Here is a 26,337-nt window from a genome sequence, read left to right as displayed (position 1 = left end):
ACTAGACTGATCCAGGCACCGCATCACCCCGGTTACGCCCGCAACGGGCCGCTTAGGGATATCGACCATGCAATGGATCTTGACGCTGTTGGGCCTGGCACTCGGCTGGGTGGTGGACGAGTCGTTCGCCGATGCGCTGATAGGCGCGCTGGCGGGGCTTGGCATCGGTCAGTCGTTTCGATTGGGGCGCCTGGGTATCCAGGCGGCCAAGCAACAGATCTTGTTGCAAGAGGCCCAGCAGAGCTTGCTCACGTTGGAGGCACGGCTGGCAGTGTTCGAGCGCGGGGCCGTTGCCGCATCGAGTGAGCCTGCGCCAGCGCCCGAGGTAGTCGTGCCCCAGGCCGCGAAGCCCGAAGCGCGCACCGAGCCAGAGCTGGTCTGGGAGTTGCCGCCAGATCTCGAGCCCGTTCCCACGATGGCCACCCAAGCCAGCCAACCGTTGCCCGATGACGTTTGGAAAACCGCGCCAACCACGTCCAGTCGGCGTGCCGACCGCGACTTCGCGCCGTTGCCCCTGGAGCCGAGGGTTTCGAAACCTGCGGCCCCCCGTGGCCCGAATCTATTCGACCGCGCCGTGATTGGCGCGCGCAACTGGCTGTTCGGTGGCAACACGGTGCTGCGGGTCGGTGTGGTGCTGTTGTTCCTCGGCCTGGCGTTTTTGCTGCGCTACGCCACCGAAGGCATGGTGGTGCCGATCGAGTTGCGTTACGCCGGCGTCGCGGCCAGCGCGTTGGGCCTGTTGGGCCTGGGCTGGTGGTTGCGCCAACGCAACAGCAACTATGCGCTTATGCTCCAGGGCACCGGGATCGCGGTGCTGTACCTGACGGTGTTCGCGGCCATGCGCCTGCATCCGTTGCTCGATTCCAAGGCGGCCCTGGGCTTGCTGGTGGCGGTGACGGTGTTCTCGGCAATCCTGGCGATTACCCAGAACGCCCTGGGCCTGGCTGCGGCTGCAGCGCTGGGCGGGTTTGCCGCGCCGATCCTGACCTCCACCGGCAGTGGCAACCACGTCGCGCTGTTCAGCTATTTCATCCTGCTCAATGCCGGCATCCTTGCGATTGCCTGGTTCAAGACCTGGCGCCTGCTCAACCTGATCGGTTTTGTCGGCACCTTCGGCATCGGTTTCGCCTGGGGCATGCGTTCCTATACACCGGAATTGCTCTGGAGCACCGAGCCTTTCCTGATCCTGTTCTTCCTTGTCTACCTGGCGATTGGCTTGCTGTTCACCCGGCGCAAGTTGCTGGAAATGAGCGATGCTCCCGAAGACGCCAGCCGCGATGCGCTGTTGCACTGGTCGGCGCGCAAGGGCGATTACGTGGACGGCACCATGCTGTTCGGCCCGCCGCTGGTGGGCTTCGGCTTGCAGTTTGCGTTGGTGCAGCATTTTGAGTTCGCCGCTGCGTTCAGCGCCCTGGCCCTGGGCATGATCTACATGGGCCTGGCGCGGGTATTGATGGGCGGTCGCGCCCTGCTGCTGGCGGAAACCTGCCTTGCCCTGGGGGTGATTTTTGCCAGCCTGGCGATCCCTTTGGGTCTCGATGCCCGTTGGACCGCAGCGGCGTGGGCCGTGGAAGGCGCGGGGATCTTCTGGCTGGGCCTGCGCCAGCAGCGCCCATTCGCCCGGGCTTTTGCCTTGTTGCTGCAATTGGGTTCGGCACTGGCGTTCGTCAGCGAGTTGCGCAGCGGCGACGGCAGCTTGCTCGATGGTTCAGCGCTGGGCGCATTGATGCTCGGCGGCGCCTTGCTGTTCACCTTCCACCAACTGCACAAGGCTGAGCCTGAGCACAGCGCCCATTGGGAGCGCCGAGGCCTGCCGGTGCTGGCTGTGCTGGGGTTGAGCTTCCTCTATCTGCTGGCACCGCTGTTCTTCTTCACCCACGGCACCGCCATTGCCTGGGCCCTGGCTGGATTGGCAACGCTGTTTGTCGGCCTGCGCCTGCAGTCGCGCAGCTTCCTGTTCACAGCATTCGCGGTGCAATTACTTGGCGGCGCGCTGTTCCTGTTGCGCTTGCAAGGCGCCGAGGGGGATTCGGCGGCGGTGTTCAGCGCGGGCTGGAGCGGTTTGCTCAGCGCCTCGCTGATCGGCCTGGCGTTGATTGGCGGCATGTTGCTGGCGGCACGTGACGACATGGTGCGCAACGATGTCCGGTTGCTGCGCGGCTTGTCGGTGGTGTTGTTGGCGGGGTTGGTGCTGATCAACCTTGCGGTGCTGTTCGTCCTGCCGTGGCAAACGGCGAGCGGTGTGTGGGCGGCCAGCGGCCTGTTGATCATCTGGCTGAGCCTGTACCTGAAGCAACGTGTGAGCTTTGTCTTCGGCCTGCTACTGCAGCTGCTTGGCGGTGCGGCGTTCCTGACGGCGGGGCCGGCGCTGTTGGGGCCGCTCAATGCCGAGGATCTGCGACCGCTGGCCCATAGCGGCTTCTGGACGCCGCTGGTGCTGGGGCTGGCAGCGCTGGTGGGCGCATGGCGCCTGCAACGGGCACACGCGGCGCAGGAACTCGAGACCTTGAGCTTGCAGCGCCTGTCCGAGCTGCTGCTGATCTGGGGCGCCGGTTGGTGGGCGCTGGCGTGGGTCAGCGAAGTATTGCGCTTTGCCCCGGCGAACCTGCAAGGCAGCTGGCTGCTGCTGGTTGCGGCGATCAGCGTGGCGGTATGGACGGTCTTGGCGCAGCGGTTGAAATGGCCGGCGCTGGGGCTGCTGTGCACCTTGTTGATCCCGGCGGCGGGCTGTGTGCTGGTAGCAACGTGGCACAGCCACTATCACCCGGCCGCGAATTTCGGCTGGCTGGCCTGGCTGGCGGTATTTGCCGTGCATTTCCTCTCTCTCAAACGCCTGGCGCCGATGCTGCCGGCCTCTGCGCGCAGTACGGCCCACGTGCTGGGCTGCTGGTTGCTGATGGCGGTGTTGATGCTGGAGTTGCGTTATGGCCTGCTGTTGCTGTCCGAGCAGTACAACGCCTGGCGCTGGCTGGCCTGGGCGATCCTGCCGGGCCTGTACCTGGTGCTGATGGCCACGCCGCGTACCTTGCCATGGCCGGTTTCGGCGCAACCACGGGAATACCGTGTCTACGCGGCGGCGCCCATGGCGCTGTTGATGCTCGGTTGGTTCTGGCTGACCAACACCTTCAGCGATGGCAACTCAGAGCCGCTGCCTTATGTGCCGTTGCTCAACCCCTTGGAGCTGGGCCTGCTGTTCGCCTTGTTCGGTATCTATGTGTGGGCTCGCAACGCCGTGGCGCAATCGACGAACCGTTGGAATCGCGTCGGGCACATCGCCCAGTTGATCGCCGGGGTGTCGCTGTTCGCGTTCTTCACCGCCCTGGTGATGCGCACTGCCCACCAGTGGATGGGTGTCCCGTACGAGCTGGATGCGCTGCTTGAATCGATGTTCGTGCAGGCCGGGCTGTCCATTGTCTGGACCCTGATCGCCTTGGGCCTGATGATCGGCGGGCATTTGCGCCACCGTCGTGAAGTGTGGCTGATCGGCGCGGCGTTGATCGCCGTGGTCGTGGCCAAGCTGTTCTTTGTCGAATTGAGTAACCGTGGCGGTCTGGCGCGGATTGTTTCGTTTATCGGTGTAGGCGTGTTGCTGCTGGTAGTGGGCTATTTTGCCCCGCTGCCACCCAAGCGCCCAGAGACGGTCGCGCAGGATGAACCGCCTATGCCTGTCAGTGAGGGAGTGTCATCTTGAGTCGCAAGTTGAGTCGGATCGGGCTGGGCGTGGTGGGGTTATGGGCGGCATTGTCGGCCGTGGCCCAGGAGCAATCGACGGATTTCGCCCATCAGGTGCCCTTGGCCTTGAGTGGCGAAGGGCCGTGGTATCGCCTCCCGTTGCCCTTGGACGTTCAGTTGCAAGCGCGGCAGACCGACCTGAGCGATCTGCGGGTCTTTAACGCGGCCGGCCAGGCCCAGGCCTACGCCCTGGTGCGTGAGTCGGCCCAGAGCCGGGAAAACCGCACCCTCACCGACGTGAAGTGGTTCCCGCTGTACAACGCCGCCGATGACAACGAGCGCGCGCCCAGTGTGCGGGTGCAATCGAACGCCAACGGCACCCTGGTGGAGGTCCAACCCTCCAGCCGGCTCGAAGCAGGGGAGGAGGAGTTGCGTGGCTGGTTGTTGGATGCCAGCGCGATCAAGGCACCGTTGCAGCAGTTGATCCTCGACTGGACCAGTGAGCGGGACGGTTTCCAGCGGTTCACCATCGAAGCCAGTGACGACTTGCAGCACTGGCAGTCGTGGGGCGAAGGCCAGGTGGCGCGCTTGACCTTTGCCGATGAGCGAGTCGAGCAGCATGAAGTGAGCCTGCCTGGGCAGCCGGCGCGTTACCTGCGGTTGTTGTGGGATTCGCCGTCCTCCGCGCCGGTGCTGACCTCGGCCCAGCTGCAAAGCGCCAGCCGCGAAAGCCTGCCGTTGCCGCTGGTCTGGTCGCAGCCGTTGGCAGGCAGCACTGCGAAGGCCGGTGAATACACCTGGCAGTTGCCCATGGGGCTGAACATCGAGCAGGTGCAGGTCGAGTTGAGCCAGGCCAACAGTCTGGCGCCGGTGATCCTGGCCGGTCGCCGTGAAAGCAGCCATCCGTGGCAACCGCTGGGCAGTGGCTTGCTCTATCGCCTGACCCAGAACGGCCAGGATGTGCTGCAAAACCAATTGCAACTGTCTGGCCAGACCGTACAGCAATTGAAATTGACCGTGGACGAGCGTGGCGGCGGCCTGGGTAGCGAAGCCCCGACCCTGCGCTTTGCCGTGCGTCCGACCCAGGTGGTGTTCCTGGCGCGCGGCGAAGGGCCCTACCGCCTGGCCCTGGGCAACGCGACAGTGAAAGCGGCCAGCTTGCCCTTGACCACGCTGGTGCCCGATTACAAACCGTCGCGCCTGGCGACGCTGGGTGCGGCGACCGTGAACGGCGCGGCCACGTCGACCCCGGCTGCGGCCACGGCAACCGCGCCAGCGACGGTCGATACCAATTGGAAGAAAATCGGCTTGTGGGCGGTGCTGCTGCTCAGCGTGCTGTTCCTCGCGGCGATGGCGTTCAGCCTGTTGCGCAAGCCGCCGGTCAAGAGTTGAGGTGATTCATCGCGAGCGAGCTCGCTCCCACAATAGATCGCGTTCGTCGGAACAACTCGGTCAACTGTGGGAGTGAGCTCGCTCGCGATAGCGTCCTCTCAATCAACAGAAATACCCAAGCGAACCGCTACCCCGTGAACTCAATCCTCCATTCCCCGTCTCATAGGAGGAATTAAGTCCCGACTCGCGCTAAACTGCGCTGGTTTTTCCGTCCCCTATTCTTCGGAGCCGTCCATGTCCCGCGTTACCTTGAGTCGCTATTTGATTGAGCAGACCCGCAGCAACAACACCCCTGCCGATCTGCGCTTTTTGATCGAAGTGGTGGCGCGTGCGTGCAAGGAAATCAGCCACGCCGTCTCCAAAGGCGCGCTGGGTGGTGTCCTGGGCAGCATGGGCACCGAAAACGTGCAGGGCGAAGTGCAGAAGAAGCTCGACGTGCTGTCCAACGAAATCCTGCTCGAAGCCAACGAGTGGGGCGGTCACCTGGCCGGCATGGCGTCCGAGGAAATGGACAATGCCTACCAGATCCCGGGCAAATACCCCAAGGGTGCCTACCTGCTGGTGTTCGACCCACTGGACGGTTCGTCGAACATCGACATCAACGCACCGGTTGGCACCATTTTCTCGGTACTGCGTTGCCCGAACGAATACCTGAGCCAGAACGAAGCCTTGAATGAAAAGGCCTTCCTGCAGCCAGGCACCGAGCAGGTCGCTGCCGGTTACGCCATCTACGGCCCTCAGACCATGCTGGTGCTGACCCTGGGCGACGGCGTCAAGGGCTTCACCCTGGACCGCGAAATGGGCAGCTTCGTACTGACCCACGAAGACATCACCATTCCTGAAACCACCCAGGAATTTGCCATCAACATGTCCAACCAGCGTCACTGGGAAGCCCCGGTAAAACGCTACGTCGAAGAGTTGCTGGCGGGCGAAGAAGGCCCGCTGAAAAAGAACTACAACATGCGCTGGGTTGCCGCGATGGTTGCCGATGTGCACCGCATCCTGACCCGTGGCGGTCTGTTCATGTACCCGCGCGACAGCCGTGAGCCGTCCAAGCCGGGCAAGCTGCGCCTGATGTACGAAGCCAACCCGATGTCGTTCCTGGTGGAACAGGCCGGCGGCGCTTCCACCGACGGTCACCAGCGCATCCTCGATATCAAGCCCGACGGCCTGCACCAGCGCGTAGCGGTGTTCCTCGGCTCGAAGGAAGAAGTGGCGCGCGTTACGGCCTACCACAAGGAATAAATCATGGCCGAGCCCTGGCAGCCGTTGCTCGATTGGTGGTTTGGTTCAGCCAAGACACCGGACGAAATATCGGCTGACAAGGGCAAGTTGTGGTTTGGCAAAGGCCATGATCGCCAAGCGCAAGAGCGCTTCGGCGATCGGGTCGAGCAGGCACTGGCCGGCGGATTGACCGACTGGGCGCAACGCCCGGAAGGTTGGCTGGCCCTGGTGCTGCTACTCGACCAACTCCCGCGAATGATCTTTCGCGACACCCCCAAGGCCTTCTCCGGTGACCTGCGTGCCCAAGCGCTGGTGGCCCAGGGCATGGCGGCGGGTTTCGACCGGCAACTCAAACCGATCCAGCGGGTATTCATCTACCTCGTACTCGAACACTGCGAAAACCTCGCGGTGCAGAACGAGGCCGTGTCACGGTTTATCGACCTGGTGCGAGAACAGCCGGAGGCGCAGCGGGCGGTGTTTGAAGACAACCTGGATTATGCCGAGCGGCATCAGAAGATCATTGCCCGGTTTGGGCGCTTCCCCCATCGCAATGCGGTGTTGGGGCGCCAGTCCACGGTTGAGGAAGCGGAATTCTTGAACAGGCCTGGGGCCAGGTTCTGAGTTTTTCCGCGCGGCTGATGCCGCTATCGCGAGCAAGCTCGCTCCCACAGTCGATCGCGTTTCCCTGGCAGAACGCGGTCAACTGTGGGAGCGAGCTTGCTCGCGATGGGGCCCTTCCAGACTAGATCCGGAAGCTTCCCACCAACTGCTTCAACCGCGCCGCCTGCTGCTCAAGGTCGGCACAGGCCCGCAAGGTGGCTTGCAGGTTTTCCACGCCTTCCTGGTTCAGGGTGTTGATCTCGGTGATGTCGACGTTGATCGACTCCACCACGGCGGTCTGTTCTTCGGTGGCGGTCGCCACGGACTGGTTCATGCCGTCGATTTCACCGATACGCTGGGTCACGCTGCCCAACCGTTCGCCGGCCTGGTTGGCGATGCTGACGCTGCCTTCGCTCTGGCGCTGGCTGTCGGTCATGGTCAGTACCGCTTCCCGTGCGCCAACTTGCAGCTCTTCGATCATCTTCTGCACTTGCTGCGCCGAGTCCTGGGTGCGGTGAGCCAGGTTGCGCACTTCATCGGCCACCACGGCGAAGCCACGGCCGGCTTCACCGGCGCGGGCCGCTTCGATGGCGGCGTTGAGGGCGAGCAGGTTGGTCTGCTGGGAAATGCTGGTGATCACCTCAAGAATCTGGCCGATGTTCACCGTGTTGCTGTTCAAGGTTTCGATGTTGCCGCACGAATCGCTGATCTTGGCCGACAACTGCTGCATGGCCGCGATGGTTTTATCCACCACTTGTTGGCCATCTTCAGCCAAGCTGCGCGCATCGCTTGAATGTTGCGAGGCGAGGGCGGCGTTCTGGGCGATTTCCTGGGCGGCGGCACCGAGCTGGTTGATGGCCGCGGCCACGCTGCTGGTGCGCGAAGCCTGCTGGTCGGAGTTGTACATCGACGAGTTGGAGGCGCTGACCACGCGCAGGGCAACTTCGTTGACCTGGCCGGTGGCCGAGGCCACTTCACGGATCGAGGTATGAATGCGTTCGACAAAGCGGTTGAACGAAGTGCCCAGGGCGCCGAATTCGTCGTGGCCGTGGATGACCAGGCGCCGGGTCAGGTCGCCTTCGCCTTCGGCGATGTCGTGCATGGCGCGGCCCATGGCCAGCAGCGGTTGCATCAGCACGCGGATCAACATGCCGAGCAGGGCGATGATGAACACCACGGCGATGACCATGGCGATCAGCGCCGAAGTGCGGAACTCACTGAGCATCGCCAGTGCGGTGTCCTTGTCGAGCACCAGCGCCACGTACCAGTCGGCGCCCGGCACGCCGTTGACGTGGGTGAAGGAGATGAATTGGGTCTTGCCGTCGAGGTCGACTTCTTTCACGCCCGGGCTGATTTGAGGCGCGCCGTTAGGGTACGCCTCGGCCAGGGTCTTGAGCACGCGCTTGCTGTCGGGGTGGATCAGGATCTTGCCGTCGGCGCTGACGATGAACGCGTGGCCGTGGCCGCCGAAGTTCAGCGAGTTGATGATGGCGCTGACGCTGGACAGGTCGATGTCCGCGCCGGCTACGCCGATCATCTGGTTCTGGCGCTGTACCGGCGTGGCGACGGTGATCACCAGCTTGCCCGACGAGGCGGCGATGTAGGGTTCGGTGACGATGGTTTGCTGTGCGCTGTTGGCGGCCTTGTACCAGCCACGGGCGCGCGGGTCGTAGTCGGCGGCGCGATTGCCGGCCGGTACCGAGAACATCACACCATCGGTGCCGCCGAAATAGCTGAGCTGGAAGTTGCCGGTGTAGGCCGGCAGGCCCACGGCGCGCTTGAGGCTGTCGGCACCATTGCCGTCCACGGCGATCTGCTGGGCCAGCGATTGCAGCAACTGGATACGGCCGTCGACCCACGTCTGGATGTTACGGCTGGTCAGGTTGCCGAGTTCCTGCATGGAGGTCTCGGTGCTGGCGTGCAGGCTCTGGCGTTGACGATAGTCGTTGAACAGGATGAAACAAGCGAATGCAATGGCTACCACGAGGGCGGCAGCCAGCAGGATTTTATGGCTGAATTTCATGTTTCTGGTCATTAAGAACACTACCGCGGAGGGACGGGTCAGGAAGGGCTGTCAATTTGCCATAACGCAGGATTTTGCGCTGTTACTTTTTATCGGCGCAAAAGCCCGGCCCATCAGGCGCCAAGGGCCCCATCCCGACGAAAGGTACGACGGCGTCACAAACCGGGTGATTCACCGATGAAACACCTCTGCACAGCCAATAAATACTGGGCGCGTCAGGGAACCAGATAGGGGTTTTCTCTTCTAAGGATCAGGTTGGCACCCTGCCACCTCCCTTCGTTCCAGGAGTTACTCCATGTCGCTGCGATCTATCGCCCTGCTGTTTATGTGCGTCGTGTTGACTGCATGCAGCAAGGTCAACCAGGAAAACTATTCGAAACTGTCGACTGGCATGCCCAAGTCCGAAGTCGAAACGTTACTGGGGAAACCGACCGATTGTTCAGGCGCGCTCGGCATGTCCAGCTGCACCTGGGGCGACCAGAAAAGCTTTATCAGCGTGCAGTACGCCGGTGACAAAGTGTTGATGTTTTCCGGCCAAGGCCTGAAGTAAACCGAGGCCAGAGGCCTGCGGGAGAAAAATAATGATGCGGTTAGTTTTTGTGCTTTTAGCTGGCCTGGTTTTGGCTGGCTGTGCCACTTCTGGCGAAGATCCGCTGGCACCCAAGACGGTCAACAGCGTCAATCTCAAGCGTTACCAAGGGACCTGGTATGAATTGGCCCGCCTGCCCATGTACTTCCAGCGTAATTGCGCGCAATCGGAAGCTCACTACACCCTCAAGCCAGACGGCAACGTGGGTGTGCTCAATCGCTGCCTGACTTCTGACTGGCAGTGGGAAGAAGCCAGGGGCACCGCCACGCCGCAGGTGCCGGGCAAGACCGACAAGCTCTGGGTCGAGTTTGATAATTGGTTTTCGCGGATCGTGCCGGGCGTGGCCAAAGGGCAATACTGGGTGCTGTACGTCAGCGATGACTACAAGACCGCCATCGTTGGCGACCCGAGCCGTCGCTACATGTGGCTGCTGTCCCGTACACCGACCGTCAATAGCGTCGTGCGCGAGGAACTGCTGAGCATCGCGCGCCAGCAGGGCTACGACACCACGCGCTTGATCTGGCGCGCGTCGGATCGGCAGATGGCCAAAACCTCGGACTAACTGCCAGCCGAAAGCCAATGTGGGAGCGAGCTTGCTCGCGATAGCGGACTTTCAGTCAACCTGTAGGTTGAAGGTAAAGGCCCCATCGCGAGCAAGCTCGCTCCCACAGGGTTGATCGGTTCAGCCCAGCAGTTCGCGCAGTACCTGGGTAAACGCCCGGGCGCTTTGCTCTTCGCCGGCATGACGCCCATCGCGCACCACCCACTGCCCGCCGACCATCACATCGCGCACCTGACGATCGCCGCCAGCAAACAGCCAGCGATTGAGGATCCCGTCGCCCTGGGCCGTGGCCAAATAGGGGTCGCTGCCATCGAGCACCAGCCAGTCGGCGCGCTTGCCGATTTCAAGGGCGCCGACCGGTTGCCCCAGAGCCTGGGCGCCGCCTTCCAGCGCGGCATCGAACAAGGTGCGACCGACCATCGGCTGATCCGCTCGATACAAGCGGTTGCGCCGTTGATCCCGCAGGCGCTGACCATATTCCAGCCAGCGCAATTCTTCGACCACGCTCAACGACACATGGCTGTCGGAGCCGATACCCAGGCGCCCGCCCTGGGCGAGGAAATCCACGGCCGGGAAAATCCCGTCCCCCAGGTTGGCTTCGGTGGTCAGGCACAGGCCGGCTATCGCCCGGCTCCTGGCCATGAGGCTGACTTCCTGGGCGTTGGCGTGGGTGGCGTGGACCAGGCACCAGCGCTGGTCGACTTCGGTGTTTTCGTACAGCCATTGCAGTGGGCGGGCGCCGCTCCAGCTCAGGCAGTCGTCGACTTCCTTCTGCTGTTCGGCGATGTGGATGTGCACCGGGCATTCACGGTCGCTGGCGGCCAGCACGTCGTGGATCTGCCCGGGTGTCACGGCGCGCAGCGAGTGGAAGCACAGACCCAGCGCCTGGGACGGCTGCCCGGCCAGGATCGGCTGCAAGCGTGACTGAAGCTTCAAGTAGTTTTCGGTGCTGTTGATGAATCGGCGCTGCCCGTCATTGGGCGCCTGGCCGCCAAAACCGGAGTGGCTGTAGAGCACCGGCAGCAGCGTCAGGCCAATGCCGGCGGCGCTGGCGGCGTGGCTGATGCGCAGGGCCAGCTCAGCCGGGTCGGCGTAGGCCGCGCCGTCGATATCATGGTGCACGTAATGGAATTCGGCGACCGAGGTGTAGCCGGCCTTGAGCATTTCGATGTACAGCTGGCGGGCGATGATACCGAGTTGGTCGGGACTGATTTTTCCGACGAGGCGGTACATCAAGTCGCGCCATGTCCAGAAACTGTCGTTGGGATTGCCCACCACTTCCGCCAGCCCGGCCATCGCCCGTTGGAAGGCGTGGGAGTGCAGGTTCGGCATACCCGGCAACAGCGGACCGCCCAGCCGTTCGGCGCCGTCTGCGTGGGAACCGGCCTGGACATGGGTCAGGACGCCTTCGGCATCGACCTCAAGACGTACATCATGGGCCCATCCACTAGGCAGCAGCGCGCGTTCGGCAAAGAAGGCGGACATGGTTCAACCTCATCGTGCGTAATTTGTATATACATATACAGACGTTTGCCTGGCCGGTAAACTCCGGCAAGCTAGCAACCTTATCCGCAGAACAGGGAACCGCCGTGCCGACTCCGCCTGCCAAACCGCCGCTGGCCGCAAACATGGGTGACAGTCCGGCACCCCTGTACGCCCGCGTCAAACAAATGATCACCCAGCAGATCGACAGTGGAAACTGGCCGCCGCATTACCGCGTGCCGTCGGAAAGCGAACTGGTCAGCCAACTGGGCTTCAGTCGCATGACCATCAACCGTGCGCTGCGGGAAATGACCGCCGACGGCCTGTTGGTGCGCATGCAGGGTGTCGGCACCTTCGTGGCCGAGCCCAAGAGTCAGTCCGCGTTGTTCGAAGTGCACAACATCGCCGACGAAATCGCCTCCCGTGGTCATCGCCACTCCTGCAAGGTCATCACCCTGGAAGAAGAGGCGGCCGGTTCCGAGCGGGCCCTGGCCCTGGACATGCGCGAAGGCCAGAAGGTGTTCCATTCGCTGATCGTGCATTTCGAGAACGACATCCCCGTGCAAATCGAGGACCGTTTCGTCAACGCACTGGTGGCGCCGGACTACCTCAAGCAGGATTTCACCGTGCAAACGCCCTACGCCTATCTCAACCAGGTCGCGCCGCTGACCGAAGGCGAGCATGTGGTCGAGGCGATCCTGGCCGAGCCGAGCGAATGCAAGTTGCTGCAGATCGAAAGGGGCGAGCCGTGCCTGTTGATCCGCCGCCGTACCTGGTCCGGACGCCAGCCGGTGACCGCCGCACGCCTGATCCATCCAGGCTCCCGTCACAGTCTGGAAGGGCGCTTTCATAAATGAGCCATTTGAAGGTTTTGCGCGCGGCAGACTACCCACGCATGCCGTGGAAAAACGGCGGCGGCAGCACTGAGGAAATCACTCGCGATGCCGGCGCCGGCCTGGAAGGTTTCGGCTGGCGCCTGTCGATTGCCGATATCGGTGAGTCGGGCGGTTTTTCCACCTTCGCCGGTTACGAGCGGGTCATCAGTGTCTTGCAGGGGGACGGCATGACGCTGAACGTCGATGGCCAGGCCACGCGGGCTCTGCATCCGCTGGACCCCTTTGCCTTCAGCGGCGAGAGCCATGTCTATTGCACGTTGCTGGGCGGACCGATTCGCGACTTCAACCTGATCTACGCGCCGCAGCGTTACCGCGCGCGGTTGCAGTGGTTGGGCGGCCAGCAGCGGTTTTTCAGTGAGGCGGGAACGGTGCTGGTGTTCAGTGCCGCTCCTGGACTGGCTATCAAGATCGGTGAGTCTGCCGTGGACTTGGGCCTCTACGACTGTTTGCAACTGAGCGGTAACACCGGGTTGGTGGATGTCTCGACCCACGGTCAATGCTGTGTGATCGAACTGACCGCCTGTTAAGAAAACCTGTGACAGAGCTTTTGTGGCGAGGGAGCTTGCTCCCGCTGGGCTGCGCAGCAGTCCCAAAAAGAGGGCCGCTACGCGCCCCAGCGGGAGCAAGCTCCCTCGCCACAAAAAACGCGCTCATTGTTTCCTGTTAGCGCACCAACTTGTTACCGAATGCCCCAGCGTGGCGCAATACCACGCTTTTATGCCCCTCCGATTTCCCCCTCGAAAACCCTCTTGAAAAATTTCATTCGGCTCGGCAGCCCTTAAATCATAAGGCTTGCAGCCAATCCCCCAACCGTTCCTGAGCACCGCCTCCAGCAAGTTGGCCGCTTGATTGCATATGCTTGTACATACAAGTAAAGACGTATGCGTATGAGTCACCGATATTCAACGCAACGTCCGCTGAATCGCTGCCCACTGCCCGGGCTGGTCTGGATTGATCGCTGAGGAGTTTTTGCTGTGACCGACGCTACCCGCAAACCCGAAAAATACCGTGACGTTGAAATCCGTGCCCCTCGCGGTAACACGCTGACCGCCAAGAGCTGGCTGACTGAAGCGCCGCTGCGCATGTTGATGAACAACCTCGACCCGGAAGTGGCCGAGAACCCCAAGGAACTGGTGGTCTACGGTGGCATTGGCCGCGCGGCGCGCAACTGGGAGTGCTACGACAAGATCGTCGAAAGCCTGACCAACCTGAATGACGACGAAACCCTGCTGGTGCAATCCGGCAAGCCGGTGGGCGTGTTCAAGACCCACAGCAACGCCCCTCGCGTACTGATCGCCAACTCCAACCTGGTGCCGCACTGGGCCAGTTGGGAGCACTTCAACGAACTCGACGCCAAGGGCCTGGCCATGTACGGCCAGATGACCGCCGGCAGCTGGATCTACATCGGCAGCCAGGGCATCGTGCAAGGCACTTATGAAACCTTCGTCGAGGCCGGTCGCCAACACTACGACTCCAACCTCAAGGGCCGTTGGGTCCTGACCGCCGGCCTGGGCGGCATGGGCGGTGCGCAACCCTTGGCCGCGACCCTGGCCGGTGCGTGCTCGCTGAACATCGAGTGCCAGCAGGTGAGCATCGATTTCCGCTTGAAAACCCGCTACGTCGACGAGCAAGCCAAGGACCTCGACGATGCCCTGGCGCGCATTGAGAAATACACCGCCGAAGGCAAGGCGATTTCCATCGCGCTGTGTGGGAACGCTGCCGAGATCCTGCCGGAAATGGTCCGTCGTGGGGTGCGCCCAGACATGGTCACCGACCAGACCAGCGCCCACGACCCACTCAACGGCTACTTGCCGGCCGGCTGGACCTGGGACGAATACCGTGCCCGTGCCAAGACCGAACCCGCCGCCGTGGTGAAGGCTGCCAAGCAATCGATGGCCGTCCACGTCAAAGCCATGCTGGCCTTCCAGAAAATGGGCGTGCCGACCTTCGACTACGGCAACAACATCCGCCAGATGGCCCAGGAAGAGGGCGTCGAAAATGCCTTCGACTTCCCAGGCTTCGTCCCGGCCTATATCCGTCCGCTGTTCTGCCGCGGTATCGGCCCGTTCCGCTGGGCCGCGCTGTCGGGTGATCCGCAGGACATCTACAAGACCGACGCCAAGGTCAAGGAACTGATCCCCGACGACACCCACCTGCACAACTGGCTGGACATGGCCCGCGAGCGCATCAGCTTCCAGGGCTTGCCGGCACGTATCTGCTGGGTTGGCCTGGGCCAACGCGCCAAGCTGGGCCTGGCCTTCAACGAGATGGTCCGTAGCGGCGAGTTGTCGGCACCGATCGTGATCGGCCGCGACCACCTGGACTCCGGTTCCGTCGCCAGCCCCAACCGTGAAACCGAATCCATGCAGGACGGTTCCGATGCGGTCTCCGACTGGCCGTTGCTCAACGCCTTGCTCAACACCGCCAGCGGCGCGACCTGGGTATCGCTGCACCACGGTGGTGGCGTCGGCATGGGCTTCTCCCAGCACTCGGGCATGGTGATCGTCTGCGATGGTACCGATGAAGCGGCTGAGCGCATTGCCCGCGTGCTGCACAACGACCCGGCCACGGGCGTGATGCGTCATGCCGATGCCGGTTACCAGATCGCCATTGATTGCGCCAAGGAACAGGGGCTGAACCTGCCGATGATTACCGGTAAATAAACCCGGGCCCCCCTGTGGGAGCGAGCTTGCTCGCGATAGCGGTGGATCAGTACCGGTTCCGTCTACTGACACGCCCTCATCGCGAGCAAGCTCGCTCCCACAGGAGTGCGGCGCAATTGAATTGCAGAACAATCCACAGAGGTTGAACCATGGCTGTCACCAGCACACGTGCAAGCAGCAAGCCGTTGATCGAGAAACGTTCGATCGACTACATCCCGGAAGCGGAGAGACACGGTCGGCTGTTGAGCCAGTTCACCCTCTGGATGGGTGCCAACCTGCAAATCACAGCCATTGTCACCGGCGCATTGGCGGTGGTGCTGGGCGGTGATGTGTTCTGGTCGTTGATCGGTTTGCTGATCGGCCAACTGCTCGGCGGTGGCGTCATGGCGTTGCATGCCGCGCAAGGGCCCAAGCTGGGCCTGCCGCAGATGATCTCCAGCCGGGTGCAGTTTGGCGTTTATGGCGCGGCCATCCCGATCGTGCTGGTGTGCCTGATGTACCTGGGTTTCACCGCAACGGGAACCGTGCTTTCCGGCCAGGCGCTGGGCCAGTTGTTTGGCGTCAGCGACAGTGTCGGCATCCTCATTTTCGCCAGTGTCATCGTGCTGGTCACGGTGCTCGGCTATCGGGTGATTCACTTCATTGGCCGTGTCGCCAGCGTTATTGGTGTGATTGCCTTTGTTTACCTGTTCGCTCGTCTGATCAGCCAGACGGACGTTGGCGCACTCCTGCAAATCCGCCATTTCAGCTGGAGCGGTTTCCTGCTTGCGGTGTCGCTCGCGGCATCCTGGCAGATCGCCTTCGGCCCCTACGTGGCGGACTATTCACGTTACCTGCCGAGCAAGACTTCTTCGGTGAAAACCTTTTTTGCCGCAGGCGCCGGTTCCGTCATCGGCGCACAGGTGGCGATGATCCTCGGCGTGTTTGCCGCCGCCTCGGCCAATGGGCAGTTCGCCGGTCACGAAGTGGCCTACATCGTGGGCCTGGGGGGCACCGGTGCCACCGCTGCGCTGCTGTATTTCAGCATCGCGTTCGGCAAGGTGACCATCTCGACGCTGAACTCCTACGGCAGCTTCATGTGCATCGCGACCATCATCAGCGGTTTTCGTGGTCACCTGAACGTAACGCGCCTGCAGCGCCTGGTCTTCGTGCTGGTCATCGTCGGCGCTGCGACGCTGATCGCGCTGCTCGGCCAGCACTCGTTCCTCGGTGCGTTCAAGTCCTTCATCCTGTTCTTGCTGGCGTTCTTTACACCTTGGAGCGCGATCAACCTGGTGGACTACTACTGCATCACTCGCGAGCGCTATGACGTGCCGGCACTGGCCGATCCGAACGGCCGCTACGGTCGTTGGAACGCCCTCGGCATCAGCGTCTATGTCTTCGGCGTACTGGTCCAACTGCCGTTCATCGCCACCAAGTTCTATACCGGTCCGCTGGTGGCAGCCATGGGAGGTGTGGACATTTCCTGGATCATCGGCCTGGTGGTTCCGGCGGCGCTGTATTACGTCGTCGCCAAGAAGTGGCACAGCGCTGTACCCGATCAATTGATCCTGCCGATCGAGCAGGACACGGTTGACGCACAACCGAGCAGGGCGGGCCGCATCCAAGCGGTCTGATGGGACGTTGACAGGGCTGGATGCCTCTTGACTGCCGTAAGCCAATCCAACTGATTAGGAGCGTCACATAATGAAGTCGAACAAGACCCTGCTGACCACATTGCTTTCCATGGGCCTGCTGGCCAGCGCCGGCGCCACACAAGCGGCGGGTTGGTGCGAGTCGGGTAAACCGGTGAAGTTCGCCGGCCTGAATTGGGAAAGTGGCATGTTGCTGACCGACGTCCTGCAAGTGGTGCTGGAGAAAGGCTACGACTGCAAGACCGACAGCCTGCCAGGCAACTCCATCACGATGGAGAACGCCCTGAGCAGCAACGACATCCAGGTGTTCGCCGAAGAGTGGGTCGGCCGCAGCGAAGTCTGGAACAAGGCCGAGAAGGCCGGCAAGGTAGTCGGCGTCGGTGCCCCGGTCGTGGGTGCCATCGAAGGCTGGTACGTGCCGCGCTACGTGGTTGAGGGCGACGCCAAGCGCAAGCTCGAAGCCAAGGCACCAGGCCTTAAGAACATCGCTGACCTGGGCCAGTACGCGGCCGTGTTCAAGGACCCGGAAGAACCGTCCAAGGGCCGCTTCTATAACTGTCCGGCCGGCTGGACCTGCGAGCTGGACAACAGCGAAATGCTGAAAAGCTATGGCCTGGAAAAAACCTACACCAACTTCCGTCCAGGCACCGGCCCGGCGCTGGATGCGGCGGTGCTGTCGAGCTACAAGCGTGGCGAACCGATCCTGTTCTACTACTGGTCGCCCACGCCGCTGATGGGCCAGGTGGACCTGGTGAAACTGGAAGAAAAACCAGGCGTGGATAAAAGCGTGAGCATCAAGGTCGGCCTGTCCAAGACCTTCCACGACGAGGCTCCGGAACTGGTGGCGGTGCTGGAAAAGGTCAACCTGCCGATCGATATCCTGAACCAGAACCTCGGGCGCATGGCCAAGGAGCGGATCGAGTCGCCGAAACTGGCGAAGATCTTCCTGAAGGAACATCCTGAAGTCTGGCACGCCTGGGTAAGCGAAGACGCTGCCAAGAAAATCGACGCGGCTCTGTAGGTCGAATACTTCCCGGCCAACCGTGGGGCTGGCCGGGACGTTCACCGCATCCACTTGATCGAGAGTCTCTTATGTTTCCCGAAAGCTTTACCTTCTCCATCGCCGATTGGGTCAACGGTTGGGTCGACTCCCTGGTGACCAACTATGGCGATGTGTTCCGGCACATCTCCGACACCCTGCTGTGGGCCATCGTCAACCTTGAAGGCCTGCTGCGCATGGCGCCCTGGTGGCTGATGCTGGCCATCGTCGGCGGCATCGCCTGGCACGCCACCCGCAAGGTCGTCGCCACGGCGGTGATCGTCGGCCTGCTGTTTCTGGTGGGCGCGGTGGGCCTGTGGGACAAGCTGATGCAGACCCTCGCCCTGATGCTGGTGGCGACACTGATCTCGGTGTTGATCGGTATTCCACTGGGCATTCTTTCGGCGCGCAGCAATCGCCTGCGTTCGGTGCTGATGCCGCTGCTGGACATCATGCAGACCATGCCGAGCTTCGTGTACCTGATTCCGGTGTTGATGCTGTTCGGCCTGGGCAAGGTCCCGGCGATTTTCGCCACGGTGATCTACGCCGCGCCGCCACTGATTCGCCTGACTGACCTTGGCATCCGCCAGGTGGACGGCGAAGTGATGGAAGCCATCAACGCCTTCGGCGCCAACCGCTGGCAACAGCTGTTCGGCGTGCAACTGCCCCTGGCCCTGCCGAGCATCATGGCCGGGATCAACCAGACCACCATGATGGCGCTTTCGATGGTGGTCATCGCCTCGATGATCGGCGCCCGTGGCCTGGGTGAAGACGTGCTGGTGGGCATCCAGACCCTCAACGTCGGACGCGGCCTGGAAGCCGGGCTGGCGATCGTGATTCTCGCCGTGGTCATCGACCGCATTACCCAGGCCTATGGTCGTCCTCGGCACGAGGTGAGCAAATGAGCAACGCAGCCATCAGCAAGATCGAAGTCAAGAATGTCTTCAAGATTTTCGGCAATCGCTCCAAGGAAGCCCTGGAGCTGATCCGCCAGAACAAGACCAAGGACCAGGTGCTGGCCGAAACCGGTTGCGTGGTCGGCGTGAACGACCTGTCGCTGAGCATCGGCACTGGCGAGATCTTCGTGATCATGGGCCTGTCCGGCTCCGGCAAGTCCACGTTGGTGCGCCATTTCAACCGGCTGATCGACCCTACCAGCGGCGCGATCCTGGTGGACGGCGAAGACATCCTGCAACTGGACATGGACGCCCTGCGCGAATTTCGCCGGCACAAGATCAGCATGGTGTTCCAGAGCTTCGGCCTGCTGCCCCACAAGAGCGTGCTGGACAACGTTGCCTACGGCTTGAAAGTGCGCGGCGAGAGCAAGCAGGTGTGCGCCGAGCGAGCGCTGCACTGGATCAACACCGTGGGCCTGAAAGGCTACGAGAACAAATACCCGCACCAGCTCTCCGGCGGCATGCGCCAGCGCGTCGGCCTGGCCCGGGCCTTGGCGGCGGACACCGACATCATCCTGATGGACGAAGCCTTCAGCGCCCTCGACCCACTGATCCGCGCGGAAATGCAGGACCAGTTGCTGGAACTGCAAAAGACCCTGCACAAGACCATCGTCTTTATCACCCACGACCTCGACGAGGCCGTGCGCATCGGCAACCGCATTGCGATCCTCAAGGACGGCAAGCTGATCCAGGTCGGCACGCCCCGGGAGATCCTGCACTCGCCGGCGGATGAGTATGTCGATCGGTTTGTGCAACGGCGGGCGGCGGTGGTTTGAGGTTGTGGTGGTCGGCGCGCTTTTGTGGCGAGGGAGCTTGCTCCCGCTCGGGCGCGCAGCGGCCGCTTCTTTTGGGCCTGCTGCGCAGTCCAGCGGGAGCAAGCTCCCTCGCCACAGAGGCTATGCCTTAAGCCAGATGTGATGCTGAAATGAATTTTTCATGAGGTTGAAGATGTCCCAGGCTGAAAAAATCGTAATCACCGGCGCCCCGCTGCGCTGGCAGGAGGTCGTCGCCGTCGCGCGCTTCGGCGCTGTGCTCGAGCTGTCGACCCAGACCTGGGCGCGGATCGACAATGCCCAGGCCATCGTCCAGCGCATCGTCGCAAGCGGCGAGCGTGCCTATGGCGTCAACACCGGCCTGGGGGCTTTGTGCAATGTTTCGCTCAAGGATGAACAGCTCAGCCAGCTGTCGCGCAACACCCTGCTCAGCCATGCCTGTGGCGTCGGTGCGCCGCTTTCCGATGAGCAGACCCGGGCGATTATCTGCGCCGCGATCCTCAACTACAGCCAGGGCAAGTCCGGCATCCATCGCCGGGTGGTCGAAGCGCTGCTGGCGCTGCTCAATCGCGGCATCACACCGCAAGTGCCGTCCCAGGGTTCGGTGGGTTACCTGACCCACATGGCGCACATTGGCATCGCACTGCTGGGTGTCGGCCAGGTCAGCTATCGCGGGCAAATAGTCCCGGCGCAAGAGGCCCTGGCCGCAGAGGGTTTGCAAGCGGTGCAACTGGGGGCCAAGGACGGTTTGTGCCTGGTCAACGGCACGCCGTGCATGACCGGTCTGAGCTGCCTGGCCCTGGCCGATGCAACGCGGCTGCTGCAATGGGCCGATGTGATCGGCGCCATGAGCTTCGAAGCCCAGCGCGGCCAGATTGCCGCGTTCGATGCCGAAGTCATCGCCCTCAAGCCACACCCGGGCATGCAGAAGGTCGGCGTCAACTTGCGGGCACTGCTGGATGGCAGCGAAGTCATCGCCGCGAGCCTGGGCATTCGTACCCAGGATGCCTTGAGTATCCGCTCGATTCCGCAGGTGCACGGTGCGGCTCGCGACCAGTTGGCCCACGCCCGGCAACAGATCGAAACCGAACTCAACGCGGTGACCGATAATCCGCTGCTGCTGGGTAGGCCGGAAAACTTCCGGGTCATGTCCCAGGCCAATCCCCACGGCCAGTCGGTCGCCTTGGCGGCGGATCTGTTGGCGATTGCCGTGGCTGAGATCGGCTCCATCGCCGAGCGTCGCCTCGACCGCTTGATCAATCCCCACGTCAGCGGCCTGCCGGCCTTCCTGGTGGCCAACCCCGGCGTGAACTCGGGGATGATGATCGTGCAATACGTCGCCGCGTCGCTGTGCGCGGAGAACAAGCAACTGGCGCAACCGGCGGTGCTCGACAATTTCGTCACCTCCGGGTTGCAGGAAGACCATTTGAGCATGGGCACCAACGCGGCCCTGAAGCTGCACCGGGCGCTGGAAAACTGCACGCAGATCCTCGCCATCGAATACCTGCTGGCGGCCCAGGCCTTTGAATTTCTCAAGGCCCAACGCTTCGGCGCCGGCACCGACATCGCCTGGAAACTGCTGCGCGAGCGCGTCCCGGCCTATGACCAGGATCGCTGGCTGGCGCCGGACATCGCCAGTGCCGCCGGCCTGCTCAAAGACCCGAATGTGCTGCACAGCGTATTACCGAATTTGAATTGATCAAAAAAGCGCCAGCGTGCCAAGGCACCTCTTGCCCACAAGGCATCGCCCAAAAAGCGAAGGTGACGGATAACGGAACATTCCGGAGCGACTGGCGGATGAAAACAAAACTCTCAAAAGGAGCAATACATGACTGCCTTAAACCTGATTCCCGGCCAATTGAGCCTGGCTCAATTGCGTGACATCTATCAGCAACCCGTGACTTTGAGCCTCGACGCCAGCGCGTCGGCGCAGATCGAGGCCAGTGTTGCCTGCGTTGAACAGATCCTTGCCGAGAACCGCACCGCCTACGGCATCAACACCGGTTTCGGCCTGCTGGCCTCGACCCGCATCGCCAGCGAAGACCTGGAAAACCTGCAGCGCTCTCTGGTGCTGTCCCATGCTGCCGGCGTGGGCGAGCCGATCAGCGATGCGCTGGTGCGGCTGGTCATGGTGCTCAAGGTCAACAGCCTGAGCCGGGGTTTTTCCGGCATCCGCCGGCAGGTGATCGATGCGCTGATTGCGCTGATCAATGCCGAGGTCTACCCGCACATTCCGCTCAAGGGTTCGGTCGGTGCTTCCGGTGACCTGGCGCCACTGGCCCACATGTCCCTGGTGCTGCTGGGCGAAGGCAAGGCCCGCTACAAGGGCGAATGGCTGCCGGCCGTCGACGCGCTGAAAGTGGCTGGCCTCGCGCCGCTGACCCTGGCCGCCAAGGAAGGCCTGGCGCTGCTCAACGGCACCCAGGTGTCCACCGCATTTGCCCTGCGTGGCCTGTTCGAAGGCGAAGACCTGTTTGCCGGTGCCCTGGCCCTGGGCGGCCTCACGGTGGAAGCGGTGCTCGGCTCGCGTTCGCCATTCGATGCACGCATCCATGCCGCCCGTGGCCAGAAAGGCCAGATCGACGCCGCCGCGGCCTACCGCGATCTGCTGGGCGAGCGCAGCGAAGTCTCCGATTCGCACCAGAACTGCGACAAGGTCCAGGACCCGTACTCCCTGCGCTGCCAACCGCAAGTGATGGGCGCTTGCCTGACTCAGTTCCGCCAGGCCGCCGAGGTGCTGGTGATCGAGGCCAACGCGGTGTCGGATAACCCGCTGGTGTTCGCCGCCGAGGGCGACGTGATTTCCGGCGGCAACTTCCACGCCGAACCGGTGGCGATGGCGGCGGACAACATGGCCTTGGCGATTGCCGAAATCGGCTCCCTGAGCGAGCGGCGCATTTCGTTGATGATGGACAAGCACATGTCGCAACTGCCGCCGTTCCTCGTCGCCAATGGTGGGGTGAACTCCGGCTTCATGATCGCCCAGGTCACCGCTGCCGCCCTGGCCAGTGAAAACAAGGCGTTGTCCCATCCCCATTCGGTGGACAGCCTGCCGACCTCGGCCAACCAGGAAGACCACGTTTCCATGGCCCCGGCCGCTGGCAAGCGTCTGTGGGAAATGGCCGAGAACACCCGTGGGATTCTGGCGGTGGAATGGCTTGCGGCTTGCCAGGGGTTGGACCTGCGCGGCGGTTTGAAGACCTCCACGAAGCTGGAACGGGCCCGGGGTCTGTTGCGTGCGCAAGTACCGTTTTATGAGAAGGACCGCTTCTTTGCGCCGGACATCAATGCGGCCAGTGAATTGCTGGCGAGCCGGTGCCTGAACGAATTGGTTACGGCGCAGCTGTTGCCGAGCCTGTAAGGGCCTCATCGCGAGCAAGCTCGCTCCCACACTCATTTGGGGTACACCCTGCCCCTTGTGGGAGCGAGCTTGCTCGCGATTCGATTTTGAATGCGACGAGGAAACCGGGATGAAAACCCTCTGGCAAAACTGCCACGCCGCCACCATGGCCCAGGGTGTCTACTCGATCATCGAAGACGCCGCCATCGTCACCCAGGGTGAGCACATTCAATGGATCGGCCCGCGTGCCGAGTTGCCGGCGGGGGACTACCCGGCGGTCAACGACCTCAAGGGCGCCTGGGTCACGCCGGGGCTGATCGACTGCCATACCCACACGGTATTTGGCGGCAACCGCAGCAGTGAGTTCGAGCAGCGTCTGCAAGGCGTCAGCTATGCCGAGATCGCCGCCGCCGGTGGCGGCATCGCCAGCACCGTGCGCGCCACCCGCGCCGCCAGTGAAGACGAGCTGTTCGCCAGCGCTGCCAAACGCCTGGGAAGCCTGATGCGCGACGGCGTGACCACGGTGGAAATCAAATCCGGCTACGGCCTGGACCTGGCCAGCGAACGCAAGATGCTGCGGGTCATCCGCCGCCTCGGCGCCGAGTTGCCGGTCAGCGTGCGCAGCACCTGCCTGGCGGCACACGCCTTGCCGCCGGAATACAAGGATCGCGCCGACGATTACATCGAGCACATCTGCAGCGAGATGCTGCCGGCCCTGGCGGCCGAGGGGCTGGTGGATGCGGTGGACGCCTTTTGCGAATACCTGGCGTTTTCCCCGGCGCAGGTCGAGCGGGTGTTTGTCACGGCGCAACAACTGGGGCTGCCAGTGAAGTTGCACGCCGAGCAATTGTCGTCGCTGCACGGTTCCAGCCTGGCGGCGCGTTACCAGGCGCTGTCGGCCGATCACCTGGAGTTCATGACCGAGGACGATGCCAAGGCCATGGCCGAATCCGGCACCGTGGCGGTGCTGTTGCCAGGGGCGTTTTACTTCCTGCGCGAAACCCAACTGCCGCCCATGGATGCGTTGCGCAAGCACGGTGTGAAAATCGCCGTGGCCAGCGACCTCAACCCCGGCACCTCGCCGGCGTTGTCGTTGCGCTTGATGTTGAACATGGCCTGCACCTGTTTCCGCATGACCCCGGAAGAAGCCCTGGCGGGGGCGACGATTCATGCGGCCCAGGCCTTGGGCATGGCTGATACCCACGGTTCGCTGGAAGCGGGCAAGGTCGCGGATTTTGTCGCATGGCACATCGACCGCCCGGCCGACCTGGCGTACTGGCTCGGTGGTGATCTGGAAAAACGCGTCGTGCGTCACGGCGTGGAAATCGATTGAGGAGAACGGTTGTGGAGAAGGTCCTGAATTTCAAGCAAGGGCGCGTGCCGCTGTTGATCAGCATGCCCCACGCCGGCCTGCGCCTGACCCCGGCGGTACAGGCCGGGTTGATCCCCGAGGCCCAGAGCCTGCCGGACACTGACTGGCACATCCCAAGGCTCTATGAGTTCGCCGCCGAGCTGGGTGCCAGCACCCTGGCCGCCGAGTACTCGCGGTTCGTCGTCGACCTCAACCGCCCCTCCGATGACAAGCCGATGTACGTCGGCGCCACCACCGGTTTGTACCCGGCGACACTGTTCGATGGCGTGCCGCTGTTTCGCGAAGGGCTGGAGCCGTCGGCCGAGGAGCGGGCGACGTATCTGCAACAGGTCTGGATGCCGTATCACCAGGCGCTGCAGCAGGAACTGGCGCGGCTCAAGGCCGAGTTCGGCTATGCCTTGCTGTTCGACGCCCATTCGATCCGTTCGGTGATCCCGCACCTGTTCGACGGCAAGCTGCCGGACTTCAACCTCGGCACGTTCAACGGTGCCAGTTGCGACCCGGCCCTGGCCAGCCAGCTCGAAGCCATCTGCGCCCGCCATGGCGAATTCACCCACGTGCTCAACGGGCGGTTCAAGGGCGGACACATCACCCGGCACTACGGCAACCCGGCCGAAGACATCCACGCGGTGCAACTGGAACTGTGCCAGAGCACCTACATGGAAGAGTTCGAACCGTTCAACTACCGCGCGGATTTGGCGGCGCCGACTCAGGTGGTGCTCAGGGAGTTGCTGGAAGGCTTCCTGGCGTGGGGGCAGCAGGCTTACAAGAAATAAAGATCTAGCCATGACTCCTGTGGTGAGGGGAGTTATCTGTGGGAGCAAAACTTGCTCGCGATACAGGCGCCGCTGTTTCAGAGAGACCGCGTTGTTTTCATCGCGGGCAAGCCTTGCTCCCACAGAACCCCCTTGCCACAGGTTTGTTTTTGTCCTTGAGTCTCGGGAGCAACTGTCGCCACCGTGCAAAACCGAGTCGCCACAGTTCATCTTGACCCCCTCGGCGCTGCGTAATGTTTTGGGCACGGTGCGCCAAGACACCGACCTACAATAATCCGCTGCCGCACGAGACCTTCCCGATGAAAAGACTGTTCAAACGCTGTCTGTCGATCCTCTGCGGTACCACCCTGTTGAGCGCCGGGGCGATGGCCGCCGAGCCGGCGTCGTGCCAGACCGTGCGCATGGGCGTGGTCAACTGGACCGACGTGATCGCCACCAGCGGCATGGCCGATGTGTTGCTCACCGGGTTGGGCTACGACAGCAAACAGACCAGCGCCGTGCAGCAGATCATCTTCGCTGGCATCCGCGACAAGCGCCTCGACATCTTCCTGGGGTATTGGAAGCCGGCGATGGACAAGAACATCGCGCCGTTCCTGGCGGCCAACCAGGTGAAGGTATTGGACAAACCGAGCCTGGCCGACGCCCAGGCCACCCTGGCCGTTCCAGACTACGTGGCGGCGGCAGGGCTCAAGACCTTTGCCGACATCGCCCGGTTCAAGGATCAGCTCGGTGGCAAGATCTACGGGATCGAGCCCGGCAGCGGTGCCAACACCACCATCAAGACCATGATCGAAACCAATCACTTCGGCCTCAAGGACTTCAAACTGATCGAGTCCGGTGAAGCGGGCATGCTGGCCGCGGTGCAGCGCGCGGTGAATCGCAAGGAGTTCGTGGTCTTCGTCGGCTGGACCCCACACCCGATGAACATCAACATGAACATCACCTACCTGACCGGCAGCGAGGATGTCTATGGGCCGAACGAAGGCGCCGCGACCGTCTCCACCGTCACCGCACCGGACTATGCCCAGCGTTGTCCGAATGTGAACCGGTTGCTGGAAAACCTCACCTTCACCGCCGCCCAGGAGAGTCAGTTGATGGTGCCGATCATGGAGCGCAAGACACCTCAGGACGTCGCCCGGCAATGGCTGCGCGATCATCCCGAGGATTTGCAGCGATGGCTCGTTGGCGTGACCAGCTTCGATGGCAAGGATGGCGTAACGGCGGTGCAGGCCAGTCTCAAGAATTGACACAACCTTCTGGAGACTGATAACCCCTGTGGCGAGGGAGCTTGCTCCCGCTCGGTTGCGCAGCGACCGCCAAAAGCGAGGACTGCTTCGCAGCCCA

The 26,337-nt window shown here is 62.6% G+C and carries 20 protein-coding genes; 18 read left to right on the top strand and 2 right to left on the bottom strand.

Features of this window, described 5'->3' with window-relative positions; translation table 11 throughout:
- Positions 1 to 67: 67 nt before the first annotated feature.
- The 4 genes from Q7F16_RS20250 (at position 68) to Q7F16_RS20235 (ending at position 6,909) form a co-directional block, all read left to right on the top strand.
- Positions 68 to 3,691, top strand: a complete 3,624-nt coding sequence (locus tag Q7F16_RS20250; protein WP_409556884.1) for a DUF2339 domain-containing protein — start codon at positions 68 to 70, stop codon at positions 3,689 to 3,691.
- Positions 3,688 to 5,064 (top strand): DUF3999 domain-containing protein, encoded by a 1,377-nt coding sequence (locus Q7F16_RS20245; RefSeq protein WP_095963331.1) that lies wholly within the window; start codon positions 3,688 to 3,690, stop codon positions 5,062 to 5,064. The genes Q7F16_RS20250 and Q7F16_RS20245 overlap by 4 nt, the downstream gene beginning before the upstream one ends.
- 234 nt (positions 5,065 to 5,298) lie before the next feature.
- A complete protein-coding gene (locus tag Q7F16_RS20240) occupies positions 5,299 to 6,309 on the top strand; it encodes a class 1 fructose-bisphosphatase (protein WP_014336119.1) in 1,011 nt (336 codons plus the stop codon).
- A 3-nt stretch (positions 6,310 to 6,312) separates the two neighbouring features.
- Positions 6,313 to 6,909, top strand: a complete 597-nt coding sequence (locus Q7F16_RS20235) for a DUF924 family protein (RefSeq protein ID WP_409556885.1) — start codon at positions 6,313 to 6,315, stop codon at positions 6,907 to 6,909.
- Positions 6,910 to 7,030: 121 nt separating this feature from the next.
- On the opposite strand, the gene Q7F16_RS20230 is transcribed toward Q7F16_RS20235, so the two are convergent.
- Positions 7,031 to 8,923, bottom strand: a complete 1,893-nt coding sequence (locus tag Q7F16_RS20230) for a methyl-accepting chemotaxis protein (RefSeq protein ID WP_200899359.1) — start codon at positions 8,921 to 8,923, stop codon at positions 7,031 to 7,033.
- Positions 8,924 to 9,206: 283 nt separating this feature from the next.
- Here Q7F16_RS20230 and Q7F16_RS20225 point away from each other — a divergent pair, with 283 nt between their 5' ends.
- Positions 9,207 to 9,461, top strand: a complete 255-nt coding sequence (locus tag Q7F16_RS20225) for a hypothetical protein (protein ID WP_014336122.1) — start codon at positions 9,207 to 9,209, stop codon at positions 9,459 to 9,461.
- A 31-nt stretch (positions 9,462 to 9,492) separates the two neighbouring features.
- Positions 9,493 to 10,062, top strand: coding sequence for a lipocalin family protein (locus Q7F16_RS20220; RefSeq protein ID WP_041475670.1), 570 nt, complete (start codon positions 9,493 to 9,495; stop codon positions 10,060 to 10,062).
- A 120-nt stretch (positions 10,063 to 10,182) separates the two neighbouring features.
- Here Q7F16_RS20220 and Q7F16_RS20215 read toward each other — a convergent pair whose 3' ends face one another.
- Positions 10,183 to 11,547: a formimidoylglutamate deiminase gene (locus Q7F16_RS20215; protein WP_409556886.1), complete on the bottom strand. Its 1,365-nt coding sequence runs from the start codon at positions 11,545 to 11,547 to the stop codon at positions 10,183 to 10,185.
- A gap of 143 nt (positions 11,548 to 11,690) precedes the next feature.
- Here Q7F16_RS20215 and hutC point away from each other — a divergent pair, with 143 nt between their 5' ends.
- From hutC to Q7F16_RS20155, 12 genes are all read left to right on the top strand, one after another.
- Entirely contained in the window at positions 11,691 to 12,401 is a 711-nt protein-coding gene (gene hutC / locus Q7F16_RS20210; RefSeq protein WP_172436109.1) for a histidine utilization repressor, read from the top strand.
- On the top strand, positions 12,398 to 12,967 hold the full coding sequence (locus tag Q7F16_RS20205; protein ID WP_046064103.1) for a HutD/Ves family protein: 570 nt from the start codon (positions 12,398 to 12,400) through the stop codon (positions 12,965 to 12,967). Before hutC ends, Q7F16_RS20205 begins: the two co-directional genes overlap by 4 nt.
- Positions 12,968 to 13,414: 447 nt before the next feature.
- Positions 13,415 to 15,103: a urocanate hydratase gene (hutU, locus tag Q7F16_RS20200; RefSeq protein WP_409556887.1), complete on the top strand. Its 1,689-nt coding sequence runs from the start codon at positions 13,415 to 13,417 to the stop codon at positions 15,101 to 15,103.
- A 149-nt stretch (positions 15,104 to 15,252) separates the two neighbouring features.
- Entirely contained in the window at positions 15,253 to 16,719 is a 1,467-nt protein-coding gene (locus Q7F16_RS20195) for a purine-cytosine permease family protein (RefSeq protein ID WP_079301549.1), read from the top strand.
- A gap of 70 nt (positions 16,720 to 16,789) precedes the next feature.
- Positions 16,790 to 17,758 (top strand): ABC transporter substrate-binding protein, encoded by a 969-nt coding sequence (locus Q7F16_RS20190; RefSeq protein WP_014336129.1) that lies wholly within the window; start codon positions 16,790 to 16,792, stop codon positions 17,756 to 17,758.
- A gap of 71 nt (positions 17,759 to 17,829) precedes the next feature.
- On the top strand, positions 17,830 to 18,681 hold the full coding sequence (locus Q7F16_RS20185) for an ABC transporter permease (protein WP_003196893.1): 852 nt from the start codon (positions 17,830 to 17,832) through the stop codon (positions 18,679 to 18,681).
- Positions 18,678 to 19,508 carry a quaternary amine ABC transporter ATP-binding protein gene (locus Q7F16_RS20180; protein ID WP_050586211.1) on the top strand — a complete coding sequence of 277 codons (831 nt, stop codon included), beginning with the start codon at positions 18,678 to 18,680 and terminating at the stop codon, positions 19,506 to 19,508. Before Q7F16_RS20185 ends, Q7F16_RS20180 begins: the two co-directional genes overlap by 4 nt.
- A 172-nt stretch (positions 19,509 to 19,680) precedes the next feature.
- Positions 19,681 to 21,204 carry an HAL/PAL/TAL family ammonia-lyase gene (locus Q7F16_RS20175; protein ID WP_079301550.1) on the top strand — a complete coding sequence of 508 codons (1,524 nt, stop codon included), beginning with the start codon at positions 19,681 to 19,683 and terminating at the stop codon, positions 21,202 to 21,204.
- A 129-nt stretch (positions 21,205 to 21,333) separates the two neighbouring features.
- Complete coding sequence (gene hutH, locus Q7F16_RS20170; protein ID WP_095974083.1) at positions 21,334 to 22,866, top strand: histidine ammonia-lyase; 1,533 nt, start codon at positions 21,334 to 21,336, stop codon at positions 22,864 to 22,866.
- Positions 22,867 to 22,975: 109 nt separating this feature from the next.
- Complete coding sequence (gene hutI / locus Q7F16_RS20165) at positions 22,976 to 24,178, top strand: imidazolonepropionase (protein ID WP_046064106.1); 1,203 nt, start codon at positions 22,976 to 22,978, stop codon at positions 24,176 to 24,178.
- Between the two features lie 11 nt (positions 24,179 to 24,189).
- A complete protein-coding gene (hutG, locus tag Q7F16_RS20160; RefSeq protein ID WP_046064107.1) occupies positions 24,190 to 24,993 on the top strand; it encodes an N-formylglutamate deformylase in 804 nt (267 codons plus the stop codon).
- 299 nt (positions 24,994 to 25,292) lie between these two features.
- Entirely contained in the window at positions 25,293 to 26,240 is a 948-nt protein-coding gene (locus Q7F16_RS20155; RefSeq protein WP_046064108.1) for a choline ABC transporter substrate-binding protein, read from the top strand.
- Positions 26,241 to 26,337: the final 97 nt, after the last annotated feature.

This window comes from Pseudomonas sp. Lb2C2 (assembly GCF_052112205.1).
GTDB classification, from domain to species: domain Bacteria; phylum Pseudomonadota; class Gammaproteobacteria; order Pseudomonadales; family Pseudomonadaceae; genus Aquipseudomonas; species Aquipseudomonas kilonensis.
Note: the sequence above shows the minus strand (reverse complement) of the source record. Positions and strands in the feature narration are given on the sequence as shown.